The organism is Rhizorhabdus sp. P4_G6 (assembly GCF_056401045.1).
The window spans coordinates 36,107-53,972 of record NZ_JBFUKC010000021.1; the positions used below are offsets into that span (position 1 = coordinate 36,107).

Genomic DNA, 17,866 nt, shown 5'->3' on the forward strand with positions numbered 1-17,866 from the left:
CCTGCACGGCTTGACCGGGCTCAGTTCAGGGCATTCCACAGCAGCTTGATAGTCAGCACGACGGAGATCGTTACCAGCACCGGGCGGATCACCCTGGCGCCGAACCGCATCGCCATGTGAGATCCGGTATAGGCTCCGKAGGCGGAGCCGATCGCCATGCAAAGCCCGAGCAGCATGAAGGTATGGCCGCCGAGCAGGAAGACGATCAGGCTGCCGATGTTGCTGGCGAAGTTGAATGCCTTGGTGTGCGCGGTCGCGCGGATTAGTCCGAGGCCACGCAGCGACACCAATGTGGTGGCGAAGAAGCTGCCGGTACCCGGGCCGAAGAAGCCGTCGTAGAAGCCGATCGCTCCGCCGATGGGGAGGTAGCCCCTGGCACTGAGCCGGTGATGCGCATCCTCGTCGGACATCCGAGGGCTGAGCAGGACATAGGCCGCGACCGCGATCAACAGGCCGGGAACGATCAGGTTCAATATGTCGGTCTCGATCGACTGGACGACATGCGCGCCGATCGCCGACAGGATCAGGATCACCAGCACCTGCGGCCAATAGGTCCGCCAGTCGATCATGTTCTTCCGGCTGAAGCTGAACGTGGCCGTGCCCGAACTGAAGCTCGATTGGAGCTTGTTGGTGGCCAGGGCCGGAATGGGCGGGAGTCCGGCCGCCAGCATGGCGGGCACGGTGAGCAGCCCGCCGCCGCCGGCAATGGCGTCGATGACGCCCGCTGTGAAGGCTACGGCGGTCAGCAGCAGATAAATTTCGGGCGCAAGATGCATAGCCGCGCCCGTGCCGCATGCCATCGGGCCGTGCAAGCCTTGGCAGTGCGCAGCGGCGTCTTTATGGGCGTGCCGATGACGCTCCCCCGCTTCCGGTTTTCGATCGCCGCCACCGACGGCAAGGCCCGTGCAGGCACCATAGCCATGCAGCGCGGCGAGATCCGAACCCCGGCTTTCATGCCGGTGGGAACTGCTGCGACCGTCAAGGCAATGAAACCGGCTGATGTTCGCGCGACCGGCGCCGACATCATCCTGGGCAATACCTATCACCTGATGCTGCGCCCGGGCGCCGAGCGGGTCGCGCGGCTGGGCGGGCTGCATCGATTCATGCGATGGGATCGCCCCATCCTGACCGACAGCGGCGGCTATCAGGTGATGAGCCTGTCCGCCCTGACCAAGCGCAGCGAAGAAGGCGTCGCCTTCAAGAGCCATCTCGACGGGTCGGCCCATATGCTGAGCCCGGAGCGCTCGATCGAGATACAGCGCCTGCTCGGTTCCGATATCGTCATGGCGTTCGACGAACTGGTGCCGACCACGGCCACCCTGCAGCAGCAGGGCGAGGCGATGGAGCGCTCGATGCGCTGGGCCAGGCGTTCGCGCGCGGCCTTCGATGCGGGCGGCGACCATGCCGGGCGTGCGGCCCTGTTCGGTATCCAGCAAGGGGCGCTGGACGAAAGGCTGCGCAAGGCATCGGCCGACGCGCTGCTGGACATCGGTTTCGACGGCTATGCGGTCGGCGGGCTTGCGGTAGGCGAGGGCCAGGAGGCGATGTTCGCTACGCTCGATTTCGCGCCGGGCCAGCTCGATCCCGCCAAACCGCGCTACCTGATGGGCGTCGGCAAGCCCGACGACATCGTCGGTGCCGTAGAGCGTGGCATCGACATGTTCGATTGTGTTCTGCCGACCCGATCGGGTCGCAACGGCCAGGCCTTTACCCGCGCCGGGCCGATCAACCTGCGCAACGCGAGGTTCGGCGAGGACCAGCGCCCGCTCGACGAGGCCTGCGCCTGCCCGGTTTGCACGCAGTTCAGCCGCGCCTATATCCACCACCTGATCCGCGCCGGCGAGATCCTCGGCGCGATGCTGATGACCGAGCATAATCTGAGCTTCTATCAGGCGCTGATGAGCGACCTGCGCACGGCGATCGCGGAAAGCCGGCTGACCGCCTTCGCGGACCATTTCCGGACGGCCTATCGCGGTACCAACATGGTGAACGAAACGCCAAGCATGGTTTAACCGAATCCCAACGGGATACGGATATAACTATCTGCAGGGACGGGAGAAGTTCCGACACTGTGTAAAAGTTGTTTTGCGTAACCTGGGCGTTCCGGGGATGATCTCGATCGTCCCCGGACCAGTCGCTGCAGCTTGCTTCGCAGTGAGGGAAGGGCGTCTCCGAAGAGACGCCCTTGTCCATGCATTCAGCCTGAGGTGAATGGTGGGCGTGGCAAGGATTGAACTTGCGACCCCTGCGATGTCAACACAGTGCTCTACCACTGAGCTACACGCCCAACGCGGCGGTCACTAGCCGAGGCCAGGCGGCCACGCAACCCCAGCCAAGAGCTTTTTGCTAGCGGCCGGGATACAGGCCGCGATCATGCTCAGCGTTGACGGCCTGGCCCGTCTCCAAGCCCGATGATTGCCTTCGCCGAATAGAGAATGGACAGTTGCTGATGCGCAGCCGAGGCGGACGGATGTCTGGCCTGGATGGCTGCGATGGCCTCCTCCCTGGCGCGGGTCAGCAGATAGGCGGTTTCGGTGTCGAGCATATGCCGTCCTTCGTGGTCGCAAGACCGCGTGGAGGGATGGACCTTGCCACGTGATGACCAATATGGAGCAGCGCGGCGGTCCGTGCCGCTAATGGGCGGCGCAGAGAAGCTTGGTGGTCGGAGCGTCAGGCGAGGCTAACGGCGATCAGATTCCGGTCGCGGATCCGATCTGGAACATCCGGTCGACCTCGAGCACGAGGTCGCGGAGATGGAAGGGCTTGGAGAGGACCTTGGCATCGGGCGGGGTTGCGCCTGATTTCAGCGTCACAGCGGCAAAGCCGGTGATGAACATGACGCGCATCCCTGGTGCGATGACATTGGCGCGCTGGGCCAGCTCTATCCCGTCCATCTCCGGCATGACGATGTCGGTGAGCAGCAGGTCGAAGCTCTCGCTTTCGAGCAATGGCAGCGCGGCGGTGCCACGGTCGACGCTCGTCACCGAATAGCCGGTGCGTTCGAGGGCGCGCGCGAGATATTCGCGCATCGAATCGTCGTCCTCAGCCAGAAGTATTCGGATCATAGCCCTGATCGCATCCCGCAGCCGGCACCATGCCGGTGAAGTCCCGCCTTTATGCGTCAATCGCTTAACAAATTCCAGCCAGAGTACGAAATATCGACTCAAGCCGCCGCCAGCCTGCCACGGCCGTTGCGTGGCGCGGATTGGGTCCCTAGCACTAACTGGATGCACGAAGAACCCGCCTTCTCGATCGTTGGACCTGCAGTGCCGCGCTCTCCAGTGCTGCTGGCGGTGCCGCACGCGGGCCGCAACTATCCGGGCTGGCTGCTGGATCAGGCCCGGGTTCCGCTCGAACGGCTTCGCGCTCTCGAAGATCGCCATGCAGAATGCCTCGTCGATCAGGCGGTGACGGAAGGAGCGACCGCGGTCATCGCGCGGATCGCGCGCGCTGCGATCGATCTCAATCGCGATCCGCGCGAGATCGATCCCGCGATGATCGACGGCAGCATCGCAGGCGGTCCGCTACTGCTTAGCGGCAAGGTGCGCGCCGGCCTCGGTCTTTTCCCGCGCCGGCTGCCCGCTTACGGCGAATTGTGGCGCCGGCCAATGTCAGTGGAAGAGGCCGCTCAACGGATCGCCTACGCGCACGAACCATATCATCGGGTGATCGCCGAGCGGCTGAAGGCGACGCGCGATATCTTCGGCGTGGCGGTGCTGATCGATTGCCATTCGATGCCGCCGCTGCCAGTGCGGCAGGCAGGCGGACCCGTCAGGCTGGTGATCGGTGATCGCTTCGGTGCCGGGGCGACGGCGGCCGTGGTCGACGTGGCGCTCGCGGTCATCGAAGGGGCCGGGCTGCGCGCGGCGCGCAATCATCCCTATGCCGGTGGGTACACGATCGATCGGCATGGCCGCCCACGCCAAAATATCCATGCGATCCAGATCGAATATGATCGATCGCTATATCTCGACGCTACGCTGAACGCGCCCACCGCCAATCTGGAAGGGTGCGGGGAGTTGCTGGCGACGATCGCCGCGGAGATCGGTGCGTTGTTCAGCGATGGGCTGCCGATCGCCGCGGAATGACGACCCCTATCGGGGTTCATTAGCCCTGTTGCAGTTCATTGCGGCGGTCTGCGGCGGAGCAGGGCCTAAATGAAAAGAACCACCTCGTGCATATGCACGAGGTGGCCAAGGTTCAGGGAGGAACGCATCCCGAGGGATGCGCAGTACGGGGCCGCGAAAGGGGGACACGACCACCGCACAAAAGCAAGATAGGCCGCTTCCCTTACGGTTTCAAGGACAGTTCGTCGCTATCGGGAAAATTCCTTATAAGCACGACGTTTACCGCGACCTCGGCCGTTTTAGACAGTCGTCTCGAGGGTCGGCTGCGGCATCTTGCCCTGCTGCATTTGCATCGAGAACACATCGCGGATGAGGGCAAGCGAGAACAGGTGGGCGTGGATCAGCGGGAGCAGGCCGCTCTGGAGCATCTTGCGCAGGACGTCGCCGCGCAATTCCTTGAGCTTTTCCTCGGAGACGATCTGGAAACCGCGATAGACGAAAGGCTGCTGGTTTTCGATCTCGATCGTGACCTCGCCGTCGATCAACAGCTTGTTCTGGATCAGTTCCTCCATGAACATGCCGGTGCGCATGCCCGCCTGCTCGAACTGTTCGCAGAAGGCGAGCGTGTTCTTGGTTGCCTCGGCCGGCTCATTGCCCTCGAACAGCGGCAGGCCTTCCTCGAACTCCCCAATCACGCCCGAGCTGCTGTCGAAGCACAGGGACAGGTCGTCGCTGCCTTCGCGCAGGCGTGCCAGCATGAACGGGTAACGGCGGACATAGGCAGGAATATAGAGGTCGCGAGTCGGGACGCCCTGCTCGTCCGTGAAGACGTTCACGCCCTCGTTGAGGCCGAACAGCGCAAGCGGGACGGGTTGTGGCCCCGCCGAGAAGACAATCGGATAGTGGCGCTGCGCGAGGATGAACTCCTCCACGGTCAGCGGAACAGCATGTGCCTGCGCAAAAAACGGCGCGCCCTCGATCGACTTGGCTTTCCAGGTCGCGTGGGTCTGGCTCGAAAGCGGCTGCAGATCATTGTAGAAAAGGGGCAGGGCGTTGGCCGGGGCGCTCGCCATGAGGGCATCTCCTGAAAATATTTTAGGGCCGCGAGGCCGTAGAATGCCGCCTATTGGGCCTTATCGCCGGAAGCAAGCGGAACAAGCTTTCCGGGGTTCATGATCCCGAGCGGATCGAGCGCCTGCTTGATCGCGCGTAGCGCCCCGAGGCGAACCGGGTCGGTCAGCCGCGCGAATTCGGCGAGCTTTGCCTGGCCGATGCCGTGCTCCGCCGATAGCGATCCGCCGGCTGCGGCGACGAGGTCATGGATCATGGCACTTGCAGCCGCGCCATGCTGGGCGATCCATGCGGGCCGATTCGCAGTCTCGGGGGGCAGCAGGTTGAAATGGATGTTGCCGTCGCCCAGGTGGCCGAACGCAATGATCCGTGACCCCGGGAAGCGTGCCTCGACCTGCTGGCGCTCGCGCTCGAGGAAGTCGGGCATATCCGACACCGGCACCGATATGTCATGCTTGACCGACGGGCCGTCGATCTTCTCGGCCTCGGAGATCGACTCGCGCAGCGCCCAGAGCGCATCGGCCTGCGTCTCGCTGGCGGCGATCGTTGCGTCTAGCACCAGGCCCGCATCGATTGCCGCTGCAAGCACGCCCTCGAGCGCTTCGACTGGGTCGAACCCAGCCTGCGCGCCGACAGCTTCGACCAATATATTCCACGGGCAGGGCTCGGCGAGCGGCGCCCGCGTGCCGGGGATCTTTTCGAGCACCAACGCGAGCGCATTGGCGGGCACCAGCTCGAAGCTTTCGACGGCCTCCCCGGTGCGCTCCTCGAGCTGTCGCAGCAGCGTGAGGGCGGTGTGCGGGTTGGCGATGCCGGCCCAGGCGACAGCGCGGGACGCCGGGGCCGGCACCAGCCGCAGGGCTGCGGCCGTGATGACGCCCAGCGTTCCCTCGGCGCCGGTCAGCAACTGGCGCAGGTCGTAGCCGCGGTTATCCTTTCGCAGGGTGGCGAGGCCGTCGAACAGCGACCCGTCCGGCAGAATTGCCTCGATTCCCAGCACGAGTGCGCGCATCGGGCCGAATCGCAGCACCTGGGTGCCGCCGGCATTGGTGGAAACCAGTCCGCCCACCGTCGCCGAACCCTTGGCGGCTAGCGATAGCGGAAATCGACGCCTGATCGTGCCGGCAGCATCATGGAGATCGGACAGGATCACGCCCGCCTCGGCGACGGCGGTGTTGTCGTCTGAGGATAGCGACCGGATCCGGTTCATGCGCCGCAGCGATAACAGCAGCGCCGATCCGTCGGCCGACGGCGTCGCGCCCGCAACCGTGCCGGTGTTTCCGCCCTGGGGCACCAGTGCCACCCGTGCTTCGGCGGCCAGGCGGACGATGCCCGCCACCTGCTCGGTGGTGGCTGGGGCAAGCAGGGCGGGGCTGTCGCCATGATAGCGCTCGCGCCAGTCGGTAAGCCAGGGAGCGATCAGGTCGCGGTCGGTGACGAAGCCTTGCGGCCCGAGCAGAGCAGCGAGCTTGTCGAGCAGCGCCCGATCCGGGAAGTTGAGGCCGGCCATGACGGGAACATAGTGCAGGCCCCACGCGATTTGCCAGTTAATCCGCTGTTCAAGCGATTGCGCAGAAGGACGATGAGGTTAGGGTGACCTCGAAAGCGGGGCCTGCACAAGGGTGGAACATTCGATCGTGAAGCTGGGCCGTCTGCCGCGACTAATGTCCGTCGGTATTCCATTGGCGTTGCTGCTGCTCGTCGGCTCGGGAGCCAGTGCCAGGGAAGATGCGCACCCGATTCAACTCGCGCAGCTTACCATCGAGCAGTCGCTTATCGTGCGGGTGCCGCGCCGGGTACCGCCCAAGCCGCTCAAGTGGAAATCGAAGAAGGGCCCCAAATGCGTTCCGATGGCCGCGATCGCAGGCGCGGCGGTCGTCGCCGATGACGCGATCGACCTGGCGTTGCGCGGCGGCCAGCGGTTGCGCGCGCATTTTTCGTCCAGCTGCCCGGCGCTCGATTATTATTCCGGCTTCTATATCCTGCCCACCGAAGACGGCAATATCTGCGCCGATCGCGATGTGATCAGGACGCGCGCCGGCGGGCAATGCGAGATACTGCGTTTCCGAAAGCTCGTTCCGGACAAATGAGGCCCTGATACCGGCCATATACCTTGACAAATTGTGGCTTCGCGCCCAAGCGCGGCGGTTCGAGCGGGGCTTCGCGCCGCCTATTTCCGGATATATTATGTCGTTTGCCGACCTCGGCCTTTCCGATGAACTCCTCCGCGCCGTGTCGGAGTCCGGCTACACCGAGCCGACCCCCATTCAGTCGCAGGCGATCCCACCTGTCCTGATGATGAAGGACCTCATCGGCATCGCCCAGACGGGAACGGGCAAGACCGCCAGTTTCGTGCTGCCGATGATAGACATCCTGGCGCATGGCCGCAGCCGCGCCCGCATGCCGCGCTCGCTGATTCTCGAACCGACCCGCGAGCTCGCGGCGCAGGTTGCTGAGAACTTTGAAAAATACGGTAAATATCATAAGCTTAGCATGGCTTTGTTGATAGGTGGCGTAAACATGGGCGAGCAGGTTGCGGCGCTCGAAAAAGGTGTCGATGTTCTGATCGCGACACCGGGTCGGCTGATGGACCTGTTCCAGCGCGGCAAGATCCTCCTGACCGGTTGCAGCATGCTGGTCATCGACGAGGCCGACCGCATGCTCGACATGGGCTTCATTCCCGATATCGAGGAAATCTGCACGAAGCTGCCGGCCCAGCGGCAGACGCTGCTCTTTTCGGCGACGATGCCGGCGCCGATCAAGAAATTGGCCGACAAGTTCCTGTCGAACCCGAAGCAGATCGAAGTATCGCGTCCCGCCAGCGCCAATCTGTCGATCGACCAGGCGCTGGTCGAGACGTCCAGCCGCGCCAAGCGCGATGTCCTGCGCGATCTGCTCAAGGTCGAGGACGTCACGAGCGCGCTGGTCTTCTCCAACCGCAAGACGACGGTGCGCGACCTGGCACAGAGCCTCGCACGCTATGGTTTCCGGGCGGGGCAGATCCATGGCGACATGGAACAGCCCGAGCGCCTGCGCGAGCTCGATCGCTTCAAGGCCGGCGAGATCAACATCCTCGTCGCCTCCGACGTCGCGGCCCGCGGGCTCGACATCAAGGGCGTCAGCCATGTCTTCAACTTCGACGTGCCCTGGCATCCCGACGACTATGTCCATCGGATCGGCCGGACTGGCCGCGGCGGGGCGACCGGCAAGGCGATCACCCTCGTCACGCCCGAAGATGCCGAAGCGGTCGAGGCGATCGAGAAGCTGACCGGCCACAGGATCGCCCGGAGCGGCGGCGCGAAGTCGGCCGCTCCCGCCGAAAACGCCGAGAGCGGCACCGAAGCCGCCACCGAAGCACGGCCGGCCCGCGGCCGCGGGCGGCGCGAGCGCGCTCCGGCACCGGCAGGAGCCACGGCAGCTGCGGCTGCACCACGCGAAGCTCGCGAACCGCGCCGCGAACGGCCTTCGCAGGAAGCACCGCGCGCGCCGCATCCTGCGCGCGCTACCGGGTCCGGGGATCGCCGCCCGCGCCGCGAGGATCGCGACGACGGCCCCGACGAAGGTTGGAACGGTCCGGTGCCGAGCTTCCTCGAGGTAAGGCTGGGCTAGAGTGATTTCGAGGCAGGTGGAATCATCTGCCGGCTCGGAAATCACGGAAAACGAACAAAATCTAGACTCGATCCGGTTCAATCTGAACGGGATCGAGTCTAGATCCGATCTCGTCCCGACCGAACCTGATCGATTCCCGCGCCCATTGATTTACCGCTACTTTCGACTCTTCGGGTGATCTCATCCGGCTGGAAACGGCCATAGCCGAACTATTCTCCCGCCGCAGGGGCGGTTTCATTCTCCATGGCCTCGCGCAGTCTCCCAAAGCTCGCGGAACTTGCGCCGCCAACGCCCGCGGTTGCGCTCACGGCGAGCGCGCCGGCGCATCCGCACTTCCTCGAACAGCTGACGGGTGCCACGACGCAGAAAGCCGCGGAAGAGGCCGCGGCTCGACAAGGGTTCCCAGCGTTCGTCGACGGATTCGGGGTCGAGCAGTTCGCTGGTGCCGATCGACAATGTCGTATTGCTCCATTCGCCGGGCTCGAACGGCACGAGCGTCTTGCCCTCGCCACGCAGGCACTCGACGGTGCCGACGAGCGATCCTGTCCGTTCGAACGCCGAGCGGACGATCGCCGGAGTGGTGCCGAGATGCTCGGCTATCAACCTTTCGCGGAGATCGCGGATCGCCGGGTCTGGCGTGTCGCCGGGAAGGCCCCCCAGCGCGATATCGCATTCACTATCGAGCCCCATCGAGCGATTATTCATGTTGGATGAGCCGACCCGGAGGATGACGTCATCGACGATCATCAGCTTCGAGTGGACATAGATCGGCTTTCCGGCGGCTGTTACCGGCGTGTAGATCTGGAATCTGTCATGGGTGTCGAGTTCCGCCAGCGTAAAGAAGAGCGCCGCCCGCGCGCTGCCCATCACCGCCTCCTGCAGCCAGCCATCGGCGCTGATCGGATTGACGATCACGATTTCCGGGCCGTCCTTCTCCACCAGCCGATGCGCCAGGGCCTCGGCAATCCGGCGCGACGCGAAATACTGGTTGTCCGCATAGATGAAGCGGCGCGCGGCAGCGATCATGTCGATATAGAGCTGCTCGATCTCGCGAACCTCGTCGACCCCTTCGGCCTTGGGGACGGTGCGGGCGATCGCGACATCCTGGTCGCGGAAGAGCGGTTCGACCTGCTCGGGCCATAGGTGGCCGTGGCGGTTGGGGGATGGCAGTTGGCGGCCCGTCGCCCGCCGCCAGCGCTCCCGCGCCAGTTCTCCAAGCGATGCGGCGGCGTCGCCTTCTATCATCGAGGCCGTGTCATGCCACGGCATATAAGGTTTGCCGCCGGGCAGCCGCCGCCGCGGATCGTCGTCGCGATGCTCCGCTGTGTCCCAGCGATCGGATGTCATGTCGATGCCGCCGCACAGCGCAATGCTGTCGTCGATCACCAGGATCTTCTGGTGATGGGTGGCGCCGATCGGATGGCTGCTGTCGAAGCGGATCGAGACATGCCGGGACATCCGCCACCGGGCGAGGGTGAACACGGAGAGCCCGCGCGCCAGGAGCTTGATGAAGCCCATGTTCCAGATCAGCAGGTTGATGCGCAGATCCGGCCGTTCGCGGGACAGCCAGGGGATGAACTGGGCGAGGCAATTGGGCGCCTCGCCATCACCGTCTTCGGGATCCAGCAGGATCCGCGGATCGACATCCCAGCCGACGAGGATGATCTGTTCGCGCGCCCGCAGCATCGCATCGCGCGCTATCCGGAAATAATCGGCGGCATCGACGATCACGGCGATCCTGGTCGCGCGGTCTATCCGCCAGCAATTGGATCCGGTCTGGAAGACCCCGTTGGACAGGTCCCGCGCGCGATCGATCTCACATCCCATTTTGGCCCCGTAACAGTCCGTTCGGGACGCTAACGCTCCGTCGGTCGTTTCGTTGCTGCTGGCGCCCGATGATGGTTTCGGCGATGCTTGCGGGGAAGATAATCATTGGCTGACGGCCTCCCTATATCGCTGCGCCACAGGCTGCGACAACAAACCGCCACGGCCGCGCGCCGGAGGGGCCGCAGTCGCCACGGGGGCCAGCTGAGTTCGTATTGGCGCGTTGGCTGGAACAGGCGTGCCAACCGCGCGTTGGGCGGCAATTCATAAAAAATGTTCGGGTGCTGAATTGAAATTGGGGGCTATGAAAAAACACGAGCGATGGGCGGACTCTCTCACGGAAGACGGCCGCTACCGCCTCCTTGTCGATTCGATTACAGACTACGCGATCTACATGCTCGACATCACGGGCGAGGTCATCAACTGGAACGCCGGGGCGCAGCGCCTGAAGGGTTATACGGCGGACGAGATCGTCGGCCGGAACTTCGCATGTTTCTATCGCAGCGAGGACCAGAAGGAGGGACTGCCCGCCAGGGCATTGGCAATCGCCGCAGCCGAAGGAAAGTTCGAGACCGAGGGGTGGCGCGTCCGCAAGGACCGTTCGACCTTCTGGGCGCACGTCGTCATCGACCCGGTGATGAACGACATCGGAGAGGTGATCGGCTTCGCCAAGATCACACGCGATCTGAGCGAGCGAGCGGAAGCCCAGAAGATACTCCGGCGCAGCGAGGAACAGTTCAGGCTGCTGGTCCAGAGCGTTACCGACTATGCCATCTTCATGCTCGACGCGCAGGGCTATGTATCCAGCTGGAACGCGGGCGCGGAGCGGATCAAGGGCTATACGCCGGGCGAGATCATGGGTGAGCACTTCTCCCGCTTCTATTCGGCGGATGATCGAGCCTCGGGCGAGCCGCAACGCGCGCTGGCCGCGGCGGAACATGAGGGGCGCTTTTCCAAGGAAGGCTGGCGCTATCGCAAGGATGGTTCGCGTTTCTGGGCTAGCGTCGTTATCGACCCGATGCGGAACGACGATGGCGACCTGATCGGCTTCGCGAAGATAACCCGCGACCTGACCGAGCGCGAGGAAGCCCAGCGTGAACTGGAGAACGCGCGCGAAGCGCTGTTTCACGCCCAGAAGATGGAGGCGATCGGGCAACTCACCGGCGGTGTCGCCCATGATTTCAACAATCTGCTGATGGCGACGCTCAGCAGCCTCGAACTTCTTCGTAAGCGGGTGGCCAACGATCCGCAGGCGCTACGCCTGCTCGACAATGCAGTGCAGGGCGCCCGGCGTGGCGCGAGTCTGACCCAGCGGATGCTCGCCTTCGCACGTCGACAGGACTTGAAGCCGGTGCGGGTCGAGATCCCGGTGCTCGTCCGCGGCATGACGGACCTAATAAACCGGTCACTCGGACCGTCGATCAACGTCGAAACCCGCTTTCCGCTGAGTCTGGACGCGGTGACTGTCGATATCAACCAGCTCGAGATGGCACTGCTGAACCTGGTGGTGAATGCCCGCGATGCGATGCCCCACGGCGGTGACATCACCATCGCGGCTGAGGAGAGGGTGGTCGGTCATGGCGGCAAGGACGGGCTCGATGCCGGGCGATATGTAAGCCTGGGCGTCACCGACAACGGCGAGGGAATGGACGGCGAAACGCTCGCGAAGGCGATGGAGCCATTCTTTACCACCAAGGGAGTCGGCAAGGGCACCGGGCTCGGCCTGTCGATGGTGCACGGGCTGGCCGAACAGTCCGGCGGCCGTTTCTTCCTCGAGAGCGAACCCGGAAAGGGCACCACGGCTGCCTTGTGGCTGCCGATCGCCCAATCCGGCACCCTGCCTTCGGAGCCGATAGCCGACGCGATCCCACCTTCCGGCACGCGGCCGTTGACGGTGCTGGCGGTTGACGATGACGGGCTGGTGCTGATGAACACCGTCGCCCTGCTCGAGGATATGGGCCATCGGGTGTTCGAGGCGAGTTCGGGCGATGAGGCGCTGGCGATCTTCGAGCGCGAGCCGGATATCGACCTGGTGATCACCGACCAGGCGATGCCGAACATGACCGGCGTGCAATTCGCGGAGCGGGCGATGGTGCAACGGCCTGGAGTTCCGTTCATCCTTGCCACAGGCTATGGCGAATTGCCGCCGGACGCGGACCCGGCGATGCGCAAGCTCGGCAAGCCCTTCTCCCAAGTCGATCTGGAGCGGGCGGTCTCGGAAGCGTTCAGCGCTTCAGCAGCGGCCTGATCTTCGGTCCGCGTTCGTCGAAGTCACTTGGCGATGGCATAGATCCGTTTGCGCGGGCGCCGCCAGACGAGGCTCGTCGCGGCCGAGAAGTTGAACACCGCGCCCATGATCGCACCGACCAGGCCGGCCACCGACCAGTTGCCGACCTGGCGGATGGCGATTTCGGCGACACCGACATTGGCGAGCGCCCCGAAGCTGCAGACCAGGCAGAACAATATCAGGCCGGCGAGGAATGAAAGGCCGGTGAGCCGCCGATCGCGATAGGTGAACTCGTTGTTCATGATGAAGTTCGACACCATCGCGACGCCAATCGCGGTGATCTGGGCGGCGAGGAATTCGAAGCCCATCAGCTTCACGCTGTTGAGCACGAACAGGTGGACCGCCAGGCCGATGCCGCCGACGATGCTGAACAGGGCGAAGCGCGGCGGGATCATGCCGTGGGTAAGCTTTTCGATGATCAGAAACAGAAACTCGGCCAGCACCATGACGCTTATCTTGCTTTCACCCGCCTGGCGGGTGCGGAAGACATAGGGGACTTCCTCGATCTTGAGCGGGGCGTGGGAAGAGCTGATGATGTCGAGCAGGATCTTGTAGCCTTGTTGCGACAGATCGTAGATCACGCTGGCAAACACCTCGCGGCGCACCATGAAGAAGCCGCTCATCGGATCGCTGGTCTGGTTCCCCACCAGCATGCAGGCCATCCTCGTCGCGAAGTCGCTCATCCTTGCGCGCTTGGCGTCCCAGTCGCCGATTCCGCCGCCATCGGCATATCGGGTGGCTACGACGATGTCGGCGTTGGTGGCGACAAGCTTCTCGAACATCGCGCGCAGGATGCGCTCGTCATGCTGGAAATCGGCGTCCATGACCGCAATGGCACCGCCATTGGCCACCAGCGCGCCCTCGATCACGGCCGAGGCGAGGCCGCGCCTGCCGACCCGCCGCAGGCAGCGCAGGCGTGGTTCGTCGCGGGCAAGCTTGGATACTTCGCTGAATGTCTGGTCCGGGCTGTCGTCGTCGACAACGATCATCTCCCAGGGGGTGTCGCCCAGTGCTTCGCGGATGCTATCCAGCAGCGGGGCGATGTTGCTGCGCTCGTTATAAGTCGGGATGATGATCGATATATCAGGCGCGGCCAGTCGTTCTTTCGGCGCCTGTTGCCCCTCGATCAAGCTCATTGCCGCCCCCTGACTCTACTTGCCCGGTCGACCGGCTAGCAGAGAATCACCGCGGCTGTCGAACGATGGCGTAGAGGATGCTGCGGTCATCGGCCCACACCGGACGCAGCCATGGCAGGGTCGGGCGGTTCGCCCGGTCGACGCCGAGCAGCCAGAGATGATCGAAGGTCGCGCGCGGGATCGATGCTACCCGATCGGCGAGCAGGGGTTCGGGCCGATCGCAGCCGGGCAGGCGGACCTGTTCGCCGCTGTGATAGGCGAAGGCGCGGGGAATCGAGGGGCCGACGGCAACCAGCTGTGCGCCTGGCATATCGAACTGGTCGTTCACGAAAGCGTCGCGCCGCACGATCGCCATGCTGGGCAGGTGGACGATGCGCGGTACGCTCCAGCCGCGCGGGCAGGGCGGAGCGACGAGGGCGACGACCCGCGCGCCCCTGGGGATATATGGCAACGCCTGCAGGTAGCGTTGATGATCCTGTGCGTAGCGGAAGAAGCTGTAGGTCGTGGCGCCGGTCCGCGCGGCGACGAAGGCGAAGGCAAGCAATGCGACGAGAGAGGCGGCGCGGCGACCCCAGGCCGGTCGAGGCACCAGCGCGATGATGCCGATCGCCAGCATCAACGGGGCGATCCGCATGTCGCCATAGATCAGCCCATGGAAGGCATAGGGAATGAAGACGTAGAAACCGGCCATGACCAGGAAGACGATCAGCAGCCTGCGATTCATTCGGGTCACGCCGATCAGCCCGAGCAGGACCAGCGCGGCACAGCCCAGCGCGGATAGCCCATCCCATTGCACCCAGCGGTCGCGCAGGGCGCTCTCGATCCAGCCCCACTTGTTCAGTATGTCGAGATAGGCCGATGTCTCGCCCTGATTGTCGCCGCTCCGCCATGCCACGATGAAGATCAGCGGCAGCGCCAGCAACATGCATTCGAGAAACACGGCGCGCACCATCGCCACTGTGAACCGCCAGCTGGTCACGTGTCGGTGGAGCGCATTCCCCACGACCAGCAGGCCGAAGACCACCCAGCCGAAGATATGGGCGAAATAGATGGCAACGCTGCCGAGCAGGATCAGCAGCCGCCATGTTATCGGCCGTTCGAGCCGCTGGTACCGCAGCACCAGTCCAAAGCCGACGAGCGCCAGCGCGGCCCCCAGCGAGAAGTTGATGAAGCCATAGTGGAAGGAATAGCCGTAGATCAGCGGTAGGGCGAATGGCGTCGAAGCCGGTACCTCGCCGTGCGCCTCGCTGGCGATCAGCAGGAGCCCGGCGGCGGAGATCATCGGTATCAGGATGACAACCAGCTTGGCGGCATGTTCCACGCCCAGCAGGGGCTGCAGCAACAGCACGGCCACGTCGACGCCGAGATTGCCTACCGGCATCCAGTGGATCGAGAAGATCCCGGCGAGGGTCGGCGCGCCGGCCATGCCTGCCTGGATGCGGAAGCGGCCGAGGTGGGTGGGCATGTCGTCCAGCGGCGGTACTGCCGGCCACAGTAGCGGCGCCGCCATCAGCAGCAGCAGCAGCGCGATATAGACCCTGCTCGACCACCAGTGCACAGGCTTGTCCATCGTCAACCTCTGACGGCTTGCAGCAGTCGTTCGGCTGCCTGCGCCCAGCCATGCGCGCGGGCGTGGGCGAGCCCGCCCGCCGCGAGCATGTCGCGATAGGCCGTGTCGGCAAGCAGGCGGCGGAGCGCGGCCGCGATCGCCTCCGGATCCTGTCCATCGACCGACAGCCCGGTCTCGCCGTCGATAATGGCATCGGTGGCCCCGCCGGCGCGTCCTCCGATCACCGCCTTGCCGCAGGCATTGGCCTCCAGGAAGATCAGTCCGAACCCTTCGGTGTCGCCATCGGCAAGGGTTCGGTTCGGCATCGCGAAGAAGCTGCACGACCGATAGAGTCCACCGAGTTCGGCGTCGCTGACACCGCCCATAAACGCGATCCTGTCACCCATGCCAGTCCGCTCGGCTTGCACCTTCAAGGCGGATTCCTCCGGCCCCGTTCCCGCAATCTTCAGTTTGACCCCCGGGAACTCCCCTGCCACCAGCGCGAAGGCGTCGATCAGCCGGTCGAAGCCCTTGCGTTGGATCAGGCGGCCGACGCCCAGGATGAATGGCTCGGCGGCCGTGCCGGGCGTGAAGCGATCGAGATCGACGCCGGACGTGACGAGCCTGATCCGCTCCGGCGCGACGCCGAAGTCCGAAACCAGGCGATCCCGCGTAAAGCTGGAAACCGCGAGAACCACGTCGCTCGACCGGAGTGCCGGGCCGCGCAGTCGTGCGAGCCGGTTATAGCTGGTCTGCACCACCTCCTCGCCATGGGTGTACATCACCACCCGCCAGGGCGTGAGGATGCCAAGCAGGATGGCGAGCCAGCCGAGCCCCTGGAGCTCGCCGATCACCACGGTCTTTGCGCCGGTCCGGACCGCCTCGCACAGTACGGCGACAAATACGAAGGCCATCACCGGCAGATCGATCAGGATAAGATCCAGCAGGCCGATCCGCCGCCGCAGATGCTCGATCCGCGGCGGACGCAACCAGGCGATCCGGCGGATGGGATAGGGCTTCGACGCATCGCTTTCCGCCCAACCCGGAATCGGCTTTGCCATGTCCGGGTCCCGCCAGGCGCTCAGCACATGGATATGCGGCACCGCATGCCGCGCCATCCGGTCATACACCGTCGGCGTTCCCCCGATCAGGGGCGGGATCATGTTCGTGACCAGCAGGATGGGCGGACCGACGCTCAATGCCGCACGACCTTCCACAGCGCCTTGATCACAGCGCGCTGGAAAACGAACACGGCACCGAGCCATGCCACTGCCAGCAGAGCCGCTGCCTCCACCACTGCGGGAATCGGGTTGGCGGGGATGCCGCCGCCGCGCCCGATATCGATCGCGATGCCGGCCGCACCGACCACCGAGCAGATCGCGATGACGGGCATCAGGCTCGCCACTATTTCGCGCAGGGAAAACAGCTTGAGGCGCGTGCCCAGCCTGATCGCCGCAGCGGCATAGACGAGAGAGACCCCGATCGTGCCGATCGCCACCAGTTCGATATGCGTCCAGCTGAGCAGAGCAAGCATGAGGACCCTGGCGGCCTGTTCGGCAAGACCGAGGAAGAACAGCGCCCTGGTTTGCCCCAGGCCGTTGAGCGACGCGTTCAGCACGACGAACTGGCCGGTGATCGCAGCCGCCAGGCACAGCCACGGCGCCGGAGCGATCGAGGCCTGCCACTGCCAGCCGTAGAGGCCGATCAGGATCGGCGCGGACTGCGTGGCGATTCCGACCAGGACCGGCGAGAAGATGCAGCCGAACAGCCGCATGCGCAGCAGCAGCGTGGAACGCGCATCGATGCCGCTGCGCAGCTCATGTGCGACCAGCGGCGAGAGAATGCTCAGTACCGGCGGCGCCGCATAGTTCCACAGCATCCGCGGGAGCATCTCGGCGCGGTCGAGCAGGGCCGCGGGCGCGATCCCCAGCGCTCTCCCGACGAACAGCTCGTTGAGGCGCGGACCGAACTGGCCGAGTAGAGTGCCGCCGAGCACCCAGCCGGCGAAGGCCGAGATCCTGCGCCACTGCGTGAGCGAGGGGCGGAACATGAATAAGGGAGGGCGACTCAGGATCGAGATGGTCAGGCCGACGACGCCGGTAACCAGCGCGGCATAAGCCATGGACAGGCTGCCCCAACCGTTCAGCGCAAGCGCCACCGCCGTGGCTGCGCCGGTGGCGCTGCCCGCCAGCGTCGCAGCCATGATCGCCTTGAAGCGGAGCGCCCGCGTGAGCAGGCCATGCGCGAGTACCTGGTACGGCGCGAGAAGATAGGTGATGCAGACGATGCGCAGGATGTCGGCGATCATGGGCTCGCGGTAGAA

15 protein-coding genes and 1 tRNA gene are annotated in these 17,866 nt (G+C 64.7%); 5 read left to right on the forward strand and 11 right to left on the reverse strand.

Going from position 1 to position 17,866, the window contains the following annotated elements; translation table 11 throughout:
• Positions 1 to 20: 20 nt before the first annotated feature.
• Positions 21 to 776: a TSUP family transporter gene (locus AC1DPF_RS16430; RefSeq protein WP_477962397.1), complete on the reverse strand. Its 756-nt coding sequence runs from the start codon at positions 774 to 776 to the stop codon at positions 21 to 23.
• Between the two features lie 75 nt (positions 777 to 851).
• Between AC1DPF_RS16430 and tgt the strand changes: the two genes are divergently transcribed.
• Positions 852 to 2,012 carry a tRNA guanosine(34) transglycosylase Tgt gene (gene tgt, locus AC1DPF_RS16435; protein WP_477962398.1) on the forward strand — a complete coding sequence of 387 codons (1,161 nt, stop codon included), beginning with the start codon at positions 852 to 854 and terminating at the stop codon, positions 2,010 to 2,012.
• A gap of 200 nt (positions 2,013 to 2,212) precedes the next feature.
• Here the strand turns inward: tgt and AC1DPF_RS16440 are convergent.
• The 3 genes from AC1DPF_RS16440 to cpdR all read right to left on the reverse strand — a co-directional run bounded on the left by AC1DPF_RS16440 (position 2,213) and on the right by cpdR (position 3,065).
• Positions 2,213 to 2,287: transfer RNA gene (locus tag AC1DPF_RS16440), tRNA-Val, on the reverse strand.
• Between the two features lie 90 nt (positions 2,288 to 2,377).
• Positions 2,378 to 2,545 carry a hypothetical protein gene (locus AC1DPF_RS16445; RefSeq protein ID WP_477866173.1) on the reverse strand — a complete coding sequence of 56 codons (168 nt, stop codon included), beginning with the start codon at positions 2,543 to 2,545 and terminating at the stop codon, positions 2,378 to 2,380.
• Between the two features lie 145 nt (positions 2,546 to 2,690).
• On the reverse strand, positions 2,691 to 3,065 hold the full coding sequence (cpdR, locus tag AC1DPF_RS16450) for a cell cycle two-component system response regulator CpdR (RefSeq protein ID WP_477866175.1): 375 nt from the start codon (positions 3,063 to 3,065) through the stop codon (positions 2,691 to 2,693).
• Between the two features lie 162 nt (positions 3,066 to 3,227).
• On the opposite strand from cpdR, the gene AC1DPF_RS16455 reads away from it, so the two are divergent.
• Positions 3,228 to 4,088, forward strand: coding sequence for an N-formylglutamate amidohydrolase (locus tag AC1DPF_RS16455; protein ID WP_477866177.1), 861 nt, complete (start codon positions 3,228 to 3,230; stop codon positions 4,086 to 4,088).
• A gap of 278 nt (positions 4,089 to 4,366) precedes the next feature.
• Here the strand turns inward: AC1DPF_RS16455 and AC1DPF_RS16460 are convergent, their stop codons facing one another.
• On the reverse strand, positions 4,367 to 5,140 hold the full coding sequence (locus tag AC1DPF_RS16460; protein WP_477866179.1) for a SapC family protein: 774 nt from the start codon (positions 5,138 to 5,140) through the stop codon (positions 4,367 to 4,369).
• 50 nt (positions 5,141 to 5,190) lie between these two features.
• Positions 5,191 to 6,648 carry an FAD-binding oxidoreductase gene (locus AC1DPF_RS16465; protein WP_477962401.1) on the reverse strand — a complete coding sequence of 486 codons (1,458 nt, stop codon included), beginning with the start codon at positions 6,646 to 6,648 and terminating at the stop codon, positions 5,191 to 5,193.
• Between the two features lie 112 nt (positions 6,649 to 6,760).
• Here AC1DPF_RS16465 and AC1DPF_RS16470 point away from each other — a divergent pair, with 112 nt between their 5' ends.
• On the forward strand, positions 6,761 to 7,228 hold the full coding sequence (locus AC1DPF_RS16470; protein WP_477962403.1) for a hypothetical protein: 468 nt from the start codon (positions 6,761 to 6,763) through the stop codon (positions 7,226 to 7,228).
• A gap of 97 nt (positions 7,229 to 7,325) precedes the next feature.
• Positions 7,326 to 8,747, forward strand: a complete 1,422-nt coding sequence (locus AC1DPF_RS16475) for a DEAD/DEAH box helicase (protein WP_477962405.1) — start codon at positions 7,326 to 7,328, stop codon at positions 8,745 to 8,747.
• 234 nt (positions 8,748 to 8,981) lie between these two features.
• On the opposite strand, the gene AC1DPF_RS16480 is transcribed toward AC1DPF_RS16475, so the two are convergent.
• Complete coding sequence (locus AC1DPF_RS16480; RefSeq protein WP_477962407.1) at positions 8,982 to 10,574, reverse strand: phospholipase D-like domain-containing protein; 1,593 nt, start codon at positions 10,572 to 10,574, stop codon at positions 8,982 to 8,984.
• A gap of 301 nt (positions 10,575 to 10,875) precedes the next feature.
• On the opposite strand from AC1DPF_RS16480, the gene AC1DPF_RS16485 reads away from it, so the two are divergent.
• Complete coding sequence (locus AC1DPF_RS16485; protein WP_477962409.1) at positions 10,876 to 12,819, forward strand: hybrid sensor histidine kinase/response regulator; 1,944 nt, start codon at positions 10,876 to 10,878, stop codon at positions 12,817 to 12,819.
• 23 nt (positions 12,820 to 12,842) lie between these two features.
• Here the strand turns inward: AC1DPF_RS16485 and AC1DPF_RS16490 are convergent, their stop codons facing one another.
• From AC1DPF_RS16490 to AC1DPF_RS16505, 4 genes are all read right to left on the reverse strand, one after another.
• Complete coding sequence (locus AC1DPF_RS16490; RefSeq protein ID WP_477866191.1) at positions 12,843 to 13,994, reverse strand: glycosyltransferase; 1,152 nt, start codon at positions 13,992 to 13,994, stop codon at positions 12,843 to 12,845.
• Between the two features lie 46 nt (positions 13,995 to 14,040).
• A complete protein-coding gene (locus tag AC1DPF_RS16495) occupies positions 14,041 to 15,564 on the reverse strand; it encodes a hypothetical protein (RefSeq protein WP_477962411.1) in 1,524 nt (507 codons plus the stop codon).
• Between the two features lie 2 nt (positions 15,565 to 15,566).
• Positions 15,567 to 16,706 (reverse strand): glycosyltransferase family 4 protein, encoded by a 1,140-nt coding sequence (locus AC1DPF_RS16500; protein ID WP_477962413.1) that lies wholly within the window; start codon positions 16,704 to 16,706, stop codon positions 15,567 to 15,569.
• A 32-nt stretch (positions 16,707 to 16,738) separates the two neighbouring features.
• The coding region (locus AC1DPF_RS16505; protein ID WP_477962415.1) for an oligosaccharide flippase family protein at positions 16,739 to 17,866 on the reverse strand (1,128 nt) is incomplete at its 5' end.

Coding starts and splice junctions, on each gene's coding strand:
- AC1DPF_RS16465 (WP_477962401.1), bottom strand. CDS start 6,648: ATGGCCGGCCTCAACTTCCCGGATCGGGCGCTGCTCGACAAGCTCGCT.
- AC1DPF_RS16445 (WP_477866173.1), bottom strand. CDS start 2,545: ATGCTCGACACCGAAACCGCCTATCTGCTGACCCGCGCCAGGGAGGAG.
- AC1DPF_RS16495 (WP_477962411.1), bottom strand. CDS start 15,564: ATGGACAAGCCTGTGCACTGGTGGTCGAGCAGGGTCTATATCGCGCTG.
- AC1DPF_RS16475 (WP_477962405.1), top strand. CDS start 7,326: ATGTCGTTTGCCGACCTCGGCCTTTCCGATGAACTCCTCCGCGCCGTG.
- cpdR (WP_477866175.1), bottom strand. CDS start 3,065: ATGATCCGAATACTTCTGGCTGAGGACGACGATTCGATGCGCGAATAT.
- AC1DPF_RS16460 (WP_477866179.1), bottom strand. CDS start 5,140: ATGGCGAGCGCCCCGGCCAACGCCCTGCCCCTTTTCTACAATGATCTG.
- tgt (WP_477962398.1), top strand. CDS start 852: ATGACGCTCCCCCGCTTCCGGTTTTCGATCGCCGCCACCGACGGCAAG.
- AC1DPF_RS16480 (WP_477962407.1), bottom strand. CDS start 10,574: ATGGGATGTGAGATCGATCGCGCGCGGGACCTGTCCAACGGGGTCTTC.
- AC1DPF_RS16455 (WP_477866177.1), top strand. CDS start 3,228: ATGCACGAAGAACCCGCCTTCTCGATCGTTGGACCTGCAGTGCCGCGC.
- AC1DPF_RS16490 (WP_477866191.1), bottom strand. CDS start 13,994: ATGAGCTTGATCGAGGGGCAACAGGCGCCGAAAGAACGACTGGCCGCG.
- AC1DPF_RS16485 (WP_477962409.1), top strand. CDS start 10,876: ATGAAAAAACACGAGCGATGGGCGGACTCTCTCACGGAAGACGGCCGC.
- AC1DPF_RS16500 (WP_477962413.1), bottom strand. CDS start 16,706: ATGATCCCGCCCCTGATCGGGGGAACGCCGACGGTGTATGACCGGATG.